The organism is Lacibacter sp. H375 (assembly GCF_037892425.1).
Classification (GTDB): Bacteria; Bacteroidota; Bacteroidia; order Chitinophagales; family Chitinophagaceae; genus Lacibacter.
Genome location: NZ_JBBKTT010000001.1, coordinates 3,859,562 through 3,874,794, shown reverse-complemented (window position 1 = coordinate 3,874,794; position 15,233 = coordinate 3,859,562). Strand labels below are relative to the sequence as shown.

Below are 15,233 nucleotides of genomic sequence, written 5' to 3'. Positions count from 1 at the left end.
CGGAATTCCGGTCAATAATTCCCTTATTGATTATTGAAAGGCCCTGATAAATCTAACGCAAATTATTTTTATTACGAAAGCGAAAAATAGACAATCGGACGAAATGATGGAGAATTCGATTAGGGTTAACGGGCAGGGCTTCATGCAGGTTGGGAATTGCAATTGATTGATGTTTGCTGGTCATGCCCAACTTGCATAAAACCCAATGTTACAATCCATTTTTTTGTGACACCTGACTACCATTTTGAATTATTTTAATTTTGTCATAGCGAAAAACTTTAGCAGGCTCGGGGTCGCCTTTTGTAGGAAAGTAGTTTGCAGGATATCCTTTCTTTGAGTAAAACTGTCCAGTTACAGAAATTCGTAATGGAATGTTTGTCCCGTTATAAAGTTTATTTGCTGCAGGTATTTTATTGCTTGCTGGTTCAAGATAAAAATGCTCAATGTTGAAAGTGTCGTTGGAGTATTTTGTCTCAAACCATTGAGGACAGGTACACATAATTGCTGCATACGAAACGTCAAGTGTTTTTGGCTGTCCACTTAACGAGCCTTTCTCAACCAAATATTTCGCAGTGTCAATTTGATCTGCAATACTTTCGCTATAATTACTTTTTACAATTTTATACGAAGTGTATCTAAACACTTTGGCTTTGTCAACCTGTTGTTCATCTTTTACAAAACCGTCTGGATAACCTTTGTCAACATAATACTGTCCTGTAAATTGGACGATGTCGCCTGTATACTCTAATGTGTCAGAAAGAATTAGTGAAGAGTCTGCCGGCTCTATAAAAACGCAGTGTGAAGCAAGACTGTCGCCTTCATATTTTTGTATTGCATCAAGTGTCGCCCAATTAGCACATTCACAAGCCCACATGATATAGTGAAATTCTTCTGTCAGAACCTTACTGTCCAACTTATTTTTTTGTGTCGAACAGGAGAAAAGGAATAAAGTTATTGTCGCTGTTGATAGAAGTTTCACTGCTGAATTAAAATGGCTTGTAACGTTGAAGTATTTGTGTTTGTGGCGAAATTTGAAAACCGTCAGCTTGGTACAAATGCTGATTAAAAATACTAAAGTTCATTGTTACTTCTATTGCTCAATTTATAAAGCGAGCTGATAACTACTGTTGATAGATAGCTGAAGTTAAAATGGCGTTATCTGTCCGCCGACATAACACAAATGCAATGTTAGTAGCCGTGTTATCTGTCTTTAAAGTTGTGGTGAATAAAAACAGACTTTAGTTCTTTTGTCTTTTTGTCGAATGAAAGCCTGATAATATTTTGCTCATAGATTATGTCGCCACCGATAATTGTAGAATATGAACCTAATGAAGCCTGGCTAACAGTCACACTACAGTTTTTTAGTTGTTGCAACTGCTCAATTGTTCGTTTTTCGTTGATATAATTATCCGCAATGAACAATTGTCCTTTGAAGGGTTCAGTCAATTCACTTTGCTTATCTTCTTTCTGGTCTGTGTCACGACTGAGTTTGATACCAACAGAAAGTTTGGTTGTGTCATAGTCATACCTGCGAAAGAATAGACCAAGGTCATAATAGAAGTCAGTTGTCCTCACTACTTTTTTGCCTGTTGCTGGATTTATTTTGTCATTGTCTTTTGAAGTCTTTGTCTTGCCTTTTGTATTTAGTAAACTGTCTACAGTGGCTTTATTTGTTTGTGCGTCAACATAAAAGTTGTTAACAAACAAACTGTCATGGCGATACTCAATTTTTTGTCCAGTCGCTATAGAGTAAAAGGCAACTAAAAATGTTGTGATGATTATTCGCATAGAGGTTGTCTAAACATGGCTACTAACACCTAAATATACGATACAAAAGCACTTTTCAGAAAATTGGAGAAATTGATTTCTAAGCAGTTGCAATTCGCCATCTTCATTGTAGTGTCACCAAGCCAATTCTCATTTTTTGGGTGAATGTCTGTTGAACACAACAGTTCATGTGTTTGCATAAGGTCAATTAAACAATAACTGTGATGGCTTTTATAAGCAGTTATATCAACAAGGGCTCAAAATTAGTTACAATATTTTTTTGCGATAGTCGTGAATCAACCTCCTGTTTTAGCCGAATCTATTAATTGTACAATTCAGTTCGCCAAAAATGCAACTCATTCAATCAGGCAGCAACTGTTTTAATGAGGATAATAGTTTTACAAAAAAAAAGATATGGAAAAACGAGTATTTCAAAATCCGAAATTTAAAGATCGGGTTACGGTTTTAAAATCTCCAAAAGAAACTAATCATGAGTATCTGCTCCTGGAAATTGAATTAGATCCAAAAGGAGGAAACGGTTTGCATTATCATACTTCTTTTTCGGAAGAATTTATTCCTCTGAATGGAAATTTGGGAGTCAGACTCGGAAAGGAGAAAGTTATTTTAAAACCGGGAAATAGTTCTACTGTCAAGGCGGGCGAATTGCATCATTTTTTTAATCCGGGTAATGAGACCATTCGTTTCCAGGTAAAGATCGTTCCCGGCCATGAAGGATTTTTGCAGGGAGTTAAGATCGCTTATGGTCTTGCTGAAGATGGATTAACAACGAAAACTGGAATTCCTAAAAAACTTGATCATTTGGCACTACTTCTCAAACTTTCCGATACGAGAGCAACAGGTCCATTAGGTTTACTTTTTTCTTTAATAATGAGTAAAGCTAAAAGAGCAGAAAGAAAAGGAGTACTGAAAGAACTAACTGAAAAATATTGCTGATCATTACAATTTAATGTAGTTGCTGCGGTAGGATCAATTAAACAGTGAAACCAAACGTTCATCTGTAAAATCTTTCACAAACAACAGCACATGATCATTTGCCATAAACTCATGTTCTTCGTGCATCGTAGTCAGCACCACCGCTTTCATACCGGCACGTTTTGCACTCTCCACTCCTTTTGGTGCATCTTCAAATACAATACAGTTGGCTGGTTCAATGCTTAAACGTTCAGCACATTTTACAAATGTTTCAGGATCGGGTTTGCTTACGGCCACATCATCGGCACTGACCAATGCAGCGAAATGATTACGGATATGCAGGTTGTCTAACACAAAATCTATATTGAACATGATGGCTGCTGAACCGATTGCCATTTGAATGTTGTTGCGTTTTGCAGTTGCAAGAAATGTATCCAAACCTGGTAGCAGTTTTAAATAAGGCTTGAACTCCTGCTGGTATTGCTTTTCTTTTTCAAGACTCATTACCTGTTTCTCTGCTTCCGTAAAACGGCCGGGGAACATCCGCTCAAGCAGTTCATCATTTTTCCCATAACATTCTTCCTTCATTCGCTCCATCGAAATATTTGCGCCAAGTTCATTCAGTATTCCATGCCATGCTTTGATATGATAATGCATATCATCGATCATTGTTCCGTTCAGGTCAAATAAAAAAGCTTTCTGTTGATTCATGGCTGTGTTATTGCAGCGCAAAAGTATTGATCAAAAAACAAAACCGCCCATGCAAATATGACATGGGCGGTTTATAAATTATAAGCTTAAGCTTTGTTCTTACCAGAACTTCACATACAATGCTGTAAGAATAAGCAATGTAAATACGATCATGGCAATAACAGAAGGTTTCAGCTTGAACATTGATTTATCAAGTTCAAATGCTTTTGGATTAACCTTCGGTCCTGTAAGACTGATACCGATCATAACAGCCATGGTGATAAAGAAGGCCCATCCCATATTGATGAGGAAAGGAATTTCATAGACACCATCATTATTTTTGAAAGCGGTATACATCAATGTTTCATGGCCAAACACGCTTACTGCAAAGCTGTTGAAGAAAATCGCCATTACAAAACCTGTAATTAAACCGGCAACTGCCGCAGCACCTGTTGTACGTTTCCAGAACATACCGAGTATGAACATGGCAAATACACCGGGGCTGATAAAGCCTGTATACTTCTGGATAAATGTAAAGCCACCCTCACCACTTATACCAAGCATATCTTTCCATTCAAATATTACAGCCAAAACAATGGATACCAGTGCAGCCATTCTGCCAACCCACACCATGTTCTTTTCTTCACCTTCATTATAAACAGGGACAGGAGCGGCATCCATTGCTGGAGCATGTGGATCTGTTGCAGGCTTCTTTCTGAAATACTTTAAGTAGATATCCAATGTAAAGATGGTACCAATACTGTTGAGCTTACCTGCAAGTGATGCAACAATAGCTGCTGTTAATGCAGCGATTGCCAATCCTTTTAATCCTGATGGTAAGAAACCAAGAATTGCAGAGTAGGCATCATCCATTCCTCTCAATCCTTCTAGGTGACCGTTCTTGTGCAATACATATGCAGCAATACCGGGTAACATTACAATGATCGGCATGAGCAATTTCAAGAAACCTGCAAATAAAATTCCTTTACGTGCAGTATCCAGATCGGCACCCAATGCTCTTTGTGTGATGTATTGGTTACAACCCCAGTAGTTCAGGTTCACGATCCACTGACCGGCGAAATACATCGCAATACCAGGGAGAATCAAATACTTGTTGACATCTTCCTGCGAAGATGCAGCAGTTGGCTTATCTAAGATCATGTGGAAGTGATCAGGAGCCTGATCCATTAATGTTTTAAAACCTGCCATTGCATCTCTTCCTAAACCAAACTTTTCACTCACGATGGTTAATGCAAAATAAATTGTTGCAAAACCACCAATGATCAAGACAGCTACCTGTATAACATCCGTGTAACCGATCACCTTCATACCACCCAATGTAATGATGAGTGAGAATACAGCGAGTGCGATCATTACTGTGTGTAAATATTCAGGTCCGATCAATCCGCTGATAGCGATTGCACCTAAATACAAGATTGAAGTAAGGTTTACAAACACGTATAAGAACAACCAGAAGATGGCCATGATGAGCGACACCGTTTCGTTATACCTCGTTTTTAAGAACTGAGGCATGGTGTAGATCTTGTTCTTTAAATACACGGGCATGAACCAGACAGCAATGATGATCAATGCAAGAGCAGCGATCCATTCGTAAGCTGCAACAGCAATACCAACAAAATAACCGTTGCCACTCATGCCGATAAATTGCTCTGCAGAAATATTAGAGGCAATTAACGACGCACCGATTGCCCACCATGTAAGTGAACCTTCAGCTAAAAAGTAATCATGCGATGCGGAGATGGTGGCTTTCTTTTTTCTATTGTATACCCAGTAACCGTAACCGGCAACAAGAATAAAATAAAACACAAAGATGAGAATGTCTAAGCCTGATAAACTGTTCATTAGCAAGTTTTACGTTTTGAAAAAATAGGATGGCTGTTTAAAAGATTTAAATCTATGAATAAAAACAATTGAATGGTCTACTTATAGTAAACTTGATTCCAACGTAGCTCATTTTTGAATTGATAGAGGTCGGTCTGCTTACCAATGCGCACATACTCGATACCTGCCATCTCTGCAAAATCTTCCATATGCTCTGAGGTAAGATTCTGACTGTAGCCTGTGTGATGCGCTCCACCGGCTAATATCCACGCTGCACATCCATCATTCATGTTAGGATATGGTTTCCACAACACTCTTGCAACAGGAAGTTTTGGAAGATCAGCAACTGGTGCCACTGCTTCCACTTCATTAACTAACATTCGGAAGCGATTGCCCATGTCAACGATTGATGCATTCAATGCAGGTCCTGCTGCAACATTAAACACCAAACGAACAGGATCTTCTTTACCACCTATTCCTAATGGATGAATTTCACAATTTGCTTTTCCATCAGCAATGCTTTCACAGATCTCAAGCATATGTGATCCAAGTACCAATGGATTCTTTGGATCGAAGTGATAGGTATAATCTTCCATGAAACTGTTACCACCTTTCAAACCTGTACCCATAACTTTCATGGTGCGTACAAGTGCCGCCGTTTTCCAATCACCTTCACCTGCAAAGCCATAACCCTTGCCCATTAAACGTTGTGAAGCAATGCCGGGCAATTGTTTCATGCCATGCAGATCTTCAAACGTATCGCTGTAGCCTTTGTAGTTTCCATGTTCAAGAAAGTAGTGCATGCCGAGCTCTATCTTTGCTGCATCACGCAGTGATTGGTATTGCTTGCCATCTTTCTTCAACGATGCAACAACATTGTAGGTATCAAAATATTCTTGTGTGAGTTTATCAACATCAGCATCACTCACTTCATTGATCACTTTTACCAGGTCACCAATACCATGTGTGTTAACGCTGTAACCAAATTTCATTTCTGCTTCCACTTTATCACCATCGGTAACAGCTACATAACGCATGTTATCACCAAAGCGAACAATGCGTGCACCTTGTGAATCGTTCCATCCGGCTGCTGCTCTTGCCCATGTGTTGATGCGATCCAACACATTAGGATCCTGCCAATGACCAACAACTACTTTACGCTTCAACTTCATTCGGCTCATGATGAAACCAAACTCTCTGTCGCCATGTGCACTTTGATTGAGGTTCATGAAGTCCATATCAATTTCACTCCATGGAATATCACGGTTGAATTGTGTATGTAAATGAAGCAATGGTTTGTGGAGAATGTTCAATCCCCTGATCCACATTTTTGCAGGTGAAAATGTATGCATCCATGTAATGATGCCGATACAATTCTTTGCTGCATTTGCTTCGGCGCAGATGGCATATATTTCTTCTGATGATTTAACTGTTGGTTTAAACACAACGTTTACCGGTATCACAGCAGCATCGTTGAGTGATCCTGCAATTTCCTGTGAGTGTGCTGCTACTTGTTTTAATGTTTCTTCACCGTACAGGTCCTGGCTGCCTGTAACAAACCATACTTCTAAATTTTTAAACGCTTTCATTTTAATAATTAAATCTGTGATCGATTGAATATTTGCTTTATGCCTGTCCGTAATAACTATCGGGTCCGTGTTTACGTTCGTAATGTTTTTGACGGATAGAATCTTTTAATCGTGGAGCTGATGGATTGATCTGTTCTGTAAGCAATGATGTTTGTGCAATAAACTCCAGCACTGCGCTGTTGTGAACTGCTTTCGCAGCATTCTTACCCCAAGTGAATGGTGCATGATTGCCCACTAAGATCATTTCTACTTCTTCATAACTCAATCCACGGTCTTTAAAGCAATTGAGGATCTGAAAACCTGTTTCGTATTCATAATTGCCTTGGATCATTTCATCGCTCATGGGAGCAGCACATGGAATATCAACGGTGTTGTAATCTGCATGTGTTGTACCGAAGATGGGAATATCACGTTGCGATTGTGCCCATGCTGTTGCATACGTTGAATGGGTGTGAACAATACCACCGATCTTTTCCCAATGCTTGTACAATACTGCATGTGTTTTTGTATCTGATGAAGGACGGAATGAACCTTCAACTGTGTTGGCATCAAAATCAACGATCACCATTTTATCGGGACTCAGATCTTCGTAGGGAACACCACTTGGTTTAATGGCGAATACACCTAAATTTCTGTCAACCGCACTTACGTTACCGAAAGTAAACAGCACCAACCCTAATTTGGGTAACTGCATGTTTGCTTCGTATGCCTCTTCCTGTATGTGACTATACTTACTCATAACTTAATTGTTTGGCCACAAAGCGGCAAAGGTTGTAAGAAACCAAAAAAAGATATCTTCAGTTCAGTTCTTTCTTTTGTGCTTTCGTGTCTTTGTGGCGTTCATTTTACTTATTGGTCAATCGAGCACTTCAATTGCCTGTTCTTTTGTTTGCGCTTCCATGAATGCTCCAACCTCTTTATACTTTTCATAACGGAACTGATAGATCGCTACACGATCAGGATTGGGATGATACTCTGCATCAAACCCTTGTCCCATCGCCTGCATGGCATCTTCCACTTTACTATATACTCCGCCAACAGTTGCAGCAAACATGGCTGCTCCCAACGCACAGGTTTGTTCGCTCTTATGAATTTTGATAGGCATGTTCATCACATCAGCCATCATCTGCATAATGAATGGAGATTTTTTTGCAACACCACCAAGTCCGATCAATCCTTTCACCGGAATACCCTGCTCAACAAAACGTTCAACAATTGCTTTCGCACCAAAACAGGTTGACTCAACTACTGCTCTGAACATTCTCACTGCATCGCTTCCCAAATTAAGTCCTGTTATAGAAGCTGTGAGTAATTGATTTGCATCCGGCGTTCTTCTTCCGTTGAACCAATCCACTGCCAATTCACTATGTTCATCTACTTCTAATTGTTCTGCCAGCTTGCTTAACTGCGGAATGATTGCATCTTCTGTTTCGCTGATGAGTTTTGCTTTTGTTGCGTCATCAACCAAAGTTGATGTTGACAATATTTGTTGTAATGGCCATGTGAGTAAACGTTTGTACCAGGCATAAGCATCACCAAATGCAGATTGACCAGCTTCCAACCCGATCATACCGGGAATAACGGAGCCGGGTACCTGCCCGCAAATTCCTTTGATGAGTTTTCCTTCAACATCTTTCACAGGCGCCACCATCATATCACAAGTGGATGTGCCCATTACTTTACTTAAGTAATAGGGTTCGATCTGTCCACCCACTGCACCCATGTGTGCATCATAAGCACCAACACCAATCGCTGTTGTTTCACGTAAACCTAAACGTGCAGCCCATTCTTTTGTAATTGTGCCTACTGATTGATCAGCAGGATAGGTGTCTTTGAACAAACGATCAGTAAATCCGTCGAGCAATGGATCTAATGTTGCAAAGAATTCATTGGGAGGAAGACCGCCCCACTCTTTTGCCCATAATATTTTATGACCAGCAGAACATACACCACGTTTCATTTGATGCACATCTGTTCCGCCAACTAATAAGAACGGAATCCAATCGCAATGCTCAACGAAAGAATAAATAGAGTTTCTTACTTTCTCATCTGCACGTAATACACGCAGGAGTTTAGCCCAGAACCATTCGCTTGAATAAATGCCACCAACGAATTGCAAATAGTTGGTATCAAATTTTTCTGCATGTGCATTGATCTCTGCTGCTTCACCAACACCTGTATGATCTTTCCACAACACAAACATGGCGTTGGGATTTTCTTCAAAGCCGGGAGTTAATGCAAGTGGTGTTCCTGTTTTATCAACTGCAACAGGTGTTGAACCCGTTGTATCAACAGAAAGTGCTTTCACTTTTGAAGCAACTTCAGCACCAACCTTTGCTACACATTCTTTAATAGTTGCTTCCAGTCCTTCCACATAATCCAAAGGATGTTGACGAAACTGGTTCTCGTTCATATTGCAGTACAACTGCTTTTTCCAACGGGGATAATAAAACACCGATGACGCAAGTTCCTCACCGTTTGCTGTGTTCACAATAATGGTTCTTACGGAATCTGATCCGTAGTCGACACCAATTACATAAGACGCTTCACTACTCATAAATTCACTTTATAAAAATCAATTAACGGAAATTTTGTACTTGGTTACGGTATGATATTTTTCACCTGGTTTTAATAAGGTAGAAGGAAACTCAGGTTTGTTTGGTGAATCAGGAAAGTGCTGTGTTTCCAAACAAAGTCCTGTGCGGTGATTGATGGATTTGCCATCACTTGTTTTGATCTTTCCATCTAAAAAGTTACCGGAATAGAATTGCAAACCAGGTTCAGTGGTGAATACTTCCAGTTTACGTCCGCTTACAGAATCACTCAACGTTGCAACCAATTCAAGATCGCTTCCACTACGTGTTAAAACAAAGTTGTGATCGTAGCCACCTTCAACAGCAGCAATGCGTTCACCAATTTTATGTGGTTGTAAGAAATCAAATGGAGTTCCTTTTACATCTTTCAACTCACCTGTTGGAATTAATCCTGCATCAACAGGAGTATATTTATCGGCATTGATCTGAAGTTGATGATCAAGAATGGTATTGTTTACATCACCTGTTAAATTAAAATAACTATGGTTGGTTAAATTCACAACAGTTGCTTTATCTGTTTCTGCAGTATAATCGATCAATAACTCATTATCATCAGTGAGTGTATAAACAACAGTGATGTTGAGATTACCGGGATAACCTTCTTCTCCATCTTTGCTTAAATAGGTAAGCGTTAATGAAGCAGTGCTGTCAGCAGGTTTTGCATCCCAAACAACTTTGTCGTATCCTTTGTTACCACCATGCAAATGATTTGCACCATTGTTGGTTGCAAGTTGATACGTTGTTGTATCGATCTTAAATGTTCCTTTGCCAATACGGTTTCCGTAACGGCCTATGATGGCACCGAAGTAAGGAGGCTTAGCCAAATAACCACTCAGGCTATCAAAACCTAACACAACATTACTCTTGTTACCGGATTTATCAGGTGTAACCCATGATGTAACAACACCACCATACGTTGATATCTTAATCTGCACACCATTTGCATTGGTTAACGTGTAGAGGTCAACCGGTTTGCCATCAGCTTCACCCCATGCAACTTTTGTTACTTTTTCATTTGTTGGTTCTTCGCTTTTCTTTTCAGCGCCATCGCCACATGATGTGAGTGCAGCAGTTGTAATTGTTGTCATCAATAATAATTTTTTGAAATTCATATGATCGTTTTATTTTTTTAATGTTGGCCAGCCTTCTTTATCCCAGGCGAGTTCGTTAATTAATAGTTTAGATCGTCCTTTATCCAGTGAATCATATCCATGATAAACAATGTAGTCTTTACCATCAGCATGATAAACCGCATTATGTCCTGCACCAAACCATTCCTTAGCATCGCCTTCGAGTACCAGCGTGCCACCATTGGAGGTCATAGTTACAGAATTTTTATCAAGATATGGGCCTGTTACCTGTTTACTTCTTCCCACTACTACTTTATAATTGCTCTTTTCGCCACGGCAGCAATAATCCCATGATGCGAACAGGTAGTAGTATTCACCTTTTTTGAAAATGAACGGTGCTTCAATGGCATTTCCTCCGGTTGTATCAGTTCCATTACCGTTTGATCTTGCAGCAATGGAAAGTATTTGATCCGGTTGAGCAATCGTTTTTAAATCGTTATTCAGTTTTACCAATTTAAGTCCGCTCCAGAATGAACCAAAGCTGAGCCATGCCATTTTGTTTTCATCAATAATGAGATTAGGATCAATTGCATTCCAACGGTCTTTCCCCGGAACAGATGCAATTACTTTACCCAGGTCTTCCCATTTGTAGTCGGGTGATGATGCGTTCAATGTTTTATTGACTGCTACACCAATGCAGGAATTATTTTTTCCAAACGTTGATACAGAATAGTAGAGATAATACCTGCCGTTGTAATAACTGATATCAGGTGCCCATGTGTGACCTCGATAACCAGGTACAGCATCAACAGCCCATTGCGGTGGAGTGGCGAAAACAGGTTTTTCTTTTTTCCAGTTTTGCAGATCGGTTGATGAGAAAACAGAAATACCAAAGCCCGTACAAAACAAATAGTAGGTGTTTCCTTCTTTGATCATCACCGGATCATGCACGGATGTTTGACGCATTGGTTTAATTGTACCAACAGAATCGCCCCTGCCCTGCGCATGAATCATTAACGCACTTAACACAAATACTATCGTTGCAAAAAGCTTCATTCTTTTTCTTACGGCAGTTTTATTCTTAATACCGAAAATGAATAAGGAGCTGCTGTATAATCGAACTTTTTATTTTTAATTGTGATGGTTGATTCCCTTGGTGATACCTCTGTAGGTTGATCGAATGAATTCACCACTGTTAAACTGCTGCCTTGCAACACCGTTAACTTTCCTTGTGCTGCTAACTTCTTCACGCCTTCAACAGATAATATAGTTGCCTGTTCTATGTTTGATGCATTAACGATCTTGATCACCAGTTCATTTGTTGCAGCATCAATTACAGATGATGCATACAAACTATCCTGTCCGGCAACAACATCATTGTTCAAAGTAAGCGGAACAACTTTTGAACCTTTATTTAAGGAGAACAGTTTTTGGACATAGTAAGTAGGCGACCCGTAAGAGCGGAGATTATCAACCCAGATCATATCAGGTGCCCACTGCCATCCATCAATATGTGAGAACAGGGGCGCATAAGATGCCATGCTCACTACATCTGCATTGCGCTCCAAACCTGTCATGAATGCTGCTTCGCTGATCGCTGCCAGCCAGGTGTTGCGTTGTGCACCATTTGTTTTATCAACATGCGATGCATATTCACCCGCAAATACTTTTGAACCTGTTCTTGGATAATTATCGTAACGTCTTACACTGCTGAAAAACCATTCAGGACTGCGGTAATAATGTTCATCAATAAGATCGGTATTCATCTTACGCAATTCTGTATTCAATAATTCAAAACGATCACCATCAGGTCCTGTACCTGAGCTTGCAACTATTTTAATGTTCGGATATTTATCCTTGATTGCTTTTTGAAAAATCTTTAAACGTTCAATGTATTGCGGGCCCCAGTTCTCATTACCAACACCAATGAACTTTAAGTTGAATGGAGCTGCATGTCCCATCTCTGCACGTTTCCTTCCCCATGTGCTTGTTACATCGCCATTGGCAAATTCGATGAGATCCAATGCATCCTGTACATACGGATCGAGTTGATCTAACGGAACAAGCTCAGCAGAATTAAACTGGCAAGCCATGCCACAGTTGAGAATAGGCAATGCTTCTGCACCTACATCTTCTGACAATTGGAAATATTCAAAGAAACCTAAACCAAATGTTTGGAAATAATCAGGAGCAGGACGATGAGGGAATTCAATATTCCAACGGTTCATGATGAGCTGACGTTCTTCAATTGGCCCGATCGTTTTTTTCCATTGATAACGATTCGAAAGATCAAAACCTTCTACAATACAACCGCCGGGAAAACGGATAAAGCCAGGCTTCATGTCTGCCAGCAACTGTATCATATCAGCACGCATTCCACCGGGACGCTTCTTCCAAGTATCTTCAGGAAACAAAGAGATCATATCAAGATCTATTGTGCCTGTTCCTTCAAACCAGATTCTGAACTGTCCTTTTTGTGCTGTATCAGTTGATTGAAAACTCTTTGCTAATTTCTTCCATCCATCCCCTGTTGCTGTTGCATCAACAACACTGTTGCCGATCACCTGGTTCTTCGCATTCAGTAATTCAACATGCAGTTTTACATTCCCTGCAGTGCGATACATCACCGAGAAATCGTAACGCAGATCTTTTTTAATACCCATGCCACGAAAACCTTCATTCGTCATGCTCAGGTTTCCTTTTGCTGCATTGTTTAATTGCACACGCAGGAAACGTGGATTAGGGAGATTTGCTCCCTGCCTGTTCTGTACAGTAACTGCGCCTTCAACAAAAGGACGTTGATCCACTCTCCATCCCATCAATGGTTTAAAGAATTCGAATGAACGGTTCTTGATTAGTTCAGCATAAATACCACCGTCTGCACCAAGGTTAATGTCTTCAAAAAACACACCCCACATGGTAGGTTGTATTTCTGCAGCCGGTTGGTTGACCTTAATGACAAATGTCTTTTTCTGCTGAGCGAATGAAGTAGCCGAGAAAATAAACCCTGCTGCTATAGCAATGATCATCCTCTTGCTGAATATCTTATTGAATTGATACTGCATCGATAAAAATTATTTAAGGGCAAGAACTACTACTGAAAAAGGAGGTAACTGAACTTCTAATGAATTACCATTCAGTTTTGCACCGTTGAAAGCCGTTGGTTGAATTTTTGTTGGTTGATCAAATGAATTATAATCCTGCAGTTTCTTTGATGTAAGAATTCTGCCTGATACCGTTTTGATATTTAATCCACGCACATCAATTGTTACGGTTTGTGTTTTCGATGCATCAATATTTACAAGTGATACATGTGTTGTTCCATTATTATTTTTTGAAGCGGATGCAGAAACAGCCGGCAGTTTTTCATTGCCTAAAACATAGTCATTTGTTTTTAGTTGCAGGGGAAGCATCGTAGCTTCCTGGTGAACATTATACATTTCCATTACATGGTAAGTGGGTGTAAGCAACATCTTCTCCTGGTTTGTAAGGATCACCGCCTGCAACACATTTACTGTTTGTGCCAGGTTAGCCATGCGTACACGATCAGCATGATTATTAAAGATATTCAGCGTCATACCTGCAATCATCGCATCCCTTATTGTATTCTGCTGGAATAAAAATCCGGGATTTGTACCAGGCTCCACCTCGTACCATCCACCCCACTCATCAACCACCAACGCTACACGCTTATTCGGATCATATTTATCCATGATAGTACTGTGGCGTGTAACATATTCTTCCATGCGCCAGGCCGATTTCATGGTAGCAAAATATTGTTGTTCAGTAAAATCTCTTGCCGGACCTTTTTGGTTCCAGTTGATCACTGCATAATGATGCAATGCAACACCTTCCATCATATTATGTGGAATATCACGCATCAATACTTCTGTCCAGTTATAATCATTACCGTTTGCGCCCGATGCTACTCTGAATTTATTAGCCTCGTTTTCAAAGTCAGACATATAAGTAGCATACTGACGGTAGATATTTGCATAATACTCGGGCTTCATGTTTCCTCCACAACCCCATGCTTCATTTCCAACACCCCAGATATTTACATTCCATCCTTTTTCACGGCCATTTTTTACACGCCATGTGGTCATCGGACTTGTATTGGGTTTACCATTTACATATTGCACCCAATCAGCAAGTTCCTGAACGGTTCCGCTTCCAACATTTCCTGCGAGATAGGGCTCTGCTCCAATCATCTCACACATATTAAGGAAGTCGTGTGTTCCAAAGCTGTTATCTTCTGTAACACCACCCCACCAGCGATTAACAATTGCCGGACGATTTGCTTTTGGACCAACACCATCTTTCCAATGATAGGTATCAGCAAAACAGCCACCGGGCCAGCGAAGATTGGGCACCTTCAGTTTCTTCAATGCGTCCACAATATCATTGCGCACACCATTTGTATTGGGTATCACTTTATTGGTATCTCCAACATAAAAACCTCCGTAAATACAGGTTCCTAAATGCTCAGCAAAGTGACCGTAGATATGTTTACTGATCTTGTCTTTTCCTAAATCGGCGTTGATAACAACAGAATTCTGCGCACTGGTAGTCAGTTGCGTAAAGACAAGAGCGACAACGAATAAAGATTTAATGAAGTTTCCTGGCAGATTAAGCCCGGATGTGCTGCATGGAGCATACTTTCTTTTGCAAATGGCAACAATCATGATAGCAAGTTTTTTTGAAAGCCTCCCTGCTGATCAGCAATTTTTCAGCAGTTGGCCGGAAGC

At 40.1% G+C, this 15,233-nt stretch carries 12 protein-coding genes; 1 reads left to right on the top strand and 11 read right to left on the bottom strand.

Going from position 1 to position 15,233, the window contains the following annotated elements; genetic code table 11:
- Positions 1–208 precede the first annotated feature (208 nt).
- Both WG954_RS16525 and WG954_RS16520 read right to left on the bottom strand, forming a co-directional pair.
- The gene (locus WG954_RS16525; protein WP_340437840.1) at positions 209–979 is read right to left on the bottom strand and encodes a hypothetical protein; all 771 of its coding nucleotides are present in this window, start codon (positions 977–979) and stop codon (positions 209–211) included.
- 221 nt (positions 980–1,200) lie between these two features.
- Positions 1,201–1,788, bottom strand: a complete 588-nt coding sequence (locus WG954_RS16520; protein WP_340437839.1) for a hypothetical protein — start codon at positions 1,786–1,788, stop codon at positions 1,201–1,203.
- 393 nt (positions 1,789–2,181) lie between these two features.
- Between WG954_RS16520 and WG954_RS16515 the strand changes: the two genes are divergently transcribed.
- The gene (locus WG954_RS16515; RefSeq protein ID WP_340437837.1) at positions 2,182–2,721 is read left to right on the top strand and encodes a cupin domain-containing protein; all 540 of its coding nucleotides are present in this window, start codon (positions 2,182–2,184) and stop codon (positions 2,719–2,721) included.
- Between the two features lie 33 nt (positions 2,722–2,754).
- Here WG954_RS16515 and WG954_RS16510 read toward each other — a convergent pair whose 3' ends face one another.
- The 9 genes from WG954_RS16510 to WG954_RS16470 all read right to left on the bottom strand — a co-directional run bounded on the left by WG954_RS16510 (position 2,755) and on the right by WG954_RS16470 (position 15,170).
- A complete protein-coding gene (locus tag WG954_RS16510; RefSeq protein WP_340437835.1) occupies positions 2,755–3,411 on the bottom strand; it encodes an HAD family hydrolase in 657 nt (218 codons plus the stop codon).
- A 99-nt stretch (positions 3,412–3,510) separates the two neighbouring features.
- Positions 3,511–5,253, bottom strand: a complete 1,743-nt coding sequence (locus WG954_RS16505) for a sodium:solute symporter family transporter (RefSeq protein ID WP_340437834.1) — start codon at positions 5,251–5,253, stop codon at positions 3,511–3,513.
- Positions 5,254–5,330: 77 nt separating this feature from the next.
- Positions 5,331–6,821: an L-arabinose isomerase gene (gene araA, locus WG954_RS16500; protein ID WP_340437833.1), complete on the bottom strand. Its 1,491-nt coding sequence runs from the start codon at positions 6,819–6,821 to the stop codon at positions 5,331–5,333.
- A 37-nt stretch (positions 6,822–6,858) separates the two neighbouring features.
- Positions 6,859–7,560, bottom strand: a complete 702-nt coding sequence (locus WG954_RS16495; RefSeq protein WP_340437832.1) for an L-ribulose-5-phosphate 4-epimerase — start codon at positions 7,558–7,560, stop codon at positions 6,859–6,861.
- A 117-nt stretch (positions 7,561–7,677) separates the two neighbouring features.
- A complete protein-coding gene (locus tag WG954_RS16490) occupies positions 7,678–9,378 on the bottom strand; it encodes a ribulokinase (protein WP_340437831.1) in 1,701 nt (566 codons plus the stop codon).
- 18 nt (positions 9,379–9,396) lie between these two features.
- Entirely contained in the window at positions 9,397–10,527 is a 1,131-nt protein-coding gene (locus tag WG954_RS16485; RefSeq protein WP_340437830.1) for an aldose epimerase family protein, read from the bottom strand.
- Between the two features lie 9 nt (positions 10,528–10,536).
- A complete protein-coding gene (locus tag WG954_RS16480) occupies positions 10,537–11,541 on the bottom strand; it encodes a family 43 glycosylhydrolase (RefSeq protein ID WP_340437828.1) in 1,005 nt (334 codons plus the stop codon).
- An 8-nt stretch (positions 11,542–11,549) separates the two neighbouring features.
- Positions 11,550–13,550: an alpha-L-arabinofuranosidase family protein gene (locus WG954_RS16475; protein ID WP_340437827.1), complete on the bottom strand. Its 2,001-nt coding sequence runs from the start codon at positions 13,548–13,550 to the stop codon at positions 11,550–11,552.
- 9 nt (positions 13,551–13,559) lie between these two features.
- Entirely contained in the window at positions 13,560–15,170 is a 1,611-nt protein-coding gene (locus WG954_RS16470) for an alpha-N-arabinofuranosidase (protein WP_340437825.1), read from the bottom strand.
- Between the last annotated feature and the right edge of the window lie 63 nt (positions 15,171–15,233).

Excerpts from the sequence above, each read along its gene's own strand:
- WG954_RS16490 (WP_340437831.1), bottom strand. The coding sequence starts at position 9,378 with ATGAGTAGTGAAGCGTCTTATGTAATTGGTGTCGACTACGGATCAGAT.
- WG954_RS16485 (WP_340437830.1), bottom strand. The coding sequence starts at position 10,527 with ATGAATTTCAAAAAATTATTATTGATGACAACAATTACAACTGCTGCA.
- WG954_RS16475 (WP_340437827.1), bottom strand. The coding sequence starts at position 13,550 with ATGCAGTATCAATTCAATAAGATATTCAGCAAGAGGATGATCATTGCT.
- WG954_RS16480 (WP_340437828.1), bottom strand. The coding sequence starts at position 11,541 with ATGAAGCTTTTTGCAACGATAGTATTTGTGTTAAGTGCGTTAATGATT.
- WG954_RS16520 (WP_340437839.1), bottom strand. The coding sequence starts at position 1,788 with ATGCGAATAATCATCACAACATTTTTAGTTGCCTTTTACTCTATAGCG.
- WG954_RS16510 (WP_340437835.1), bottom strand. The coding sequence starts at position 3,411 with ATGAATCAACAGAAAGCTTTTTTATTTGACCTGAACGGAACAATGATC.
- WG954_RS16495 (WP_340437832.1), bottom strand. The coding sequence starts at position 7,560 with ATGAGTAAGTATAGTCACATACAGGAAGAGGCATACGAAGCAAACATG.
- araA (WP_340437833.1), bottom strand. The coding sequence starts at position 6,821 with ATGAAAGCGTTTAAAAATTTAGAAGTATGGTTTGTTACAGGCAGCCAG.
- WG954_RS16515 (WP_340437837.1), top strand. The coding sequence starts at position 2,182 with ATGGAAAAACGAGTATTTCAAAATCCGAAATTTAAAGATCGGGTTACG.
- WG954_RS16470 (WP_340437825.1), bottom strand. The coding sequence starts at position 15,170 with ATGATTGTTGCCATTTGCAAAAGAAAGTATGCTCCATGCAGCACATCC.
- WG954_RS16505 (WP_340437834.1), bottom strand. The coding sequence starts at position 5,253 with ATGAACAGTTTATCAGGCTTAGACATTCTCATCTTTGTGTTTTATTTT.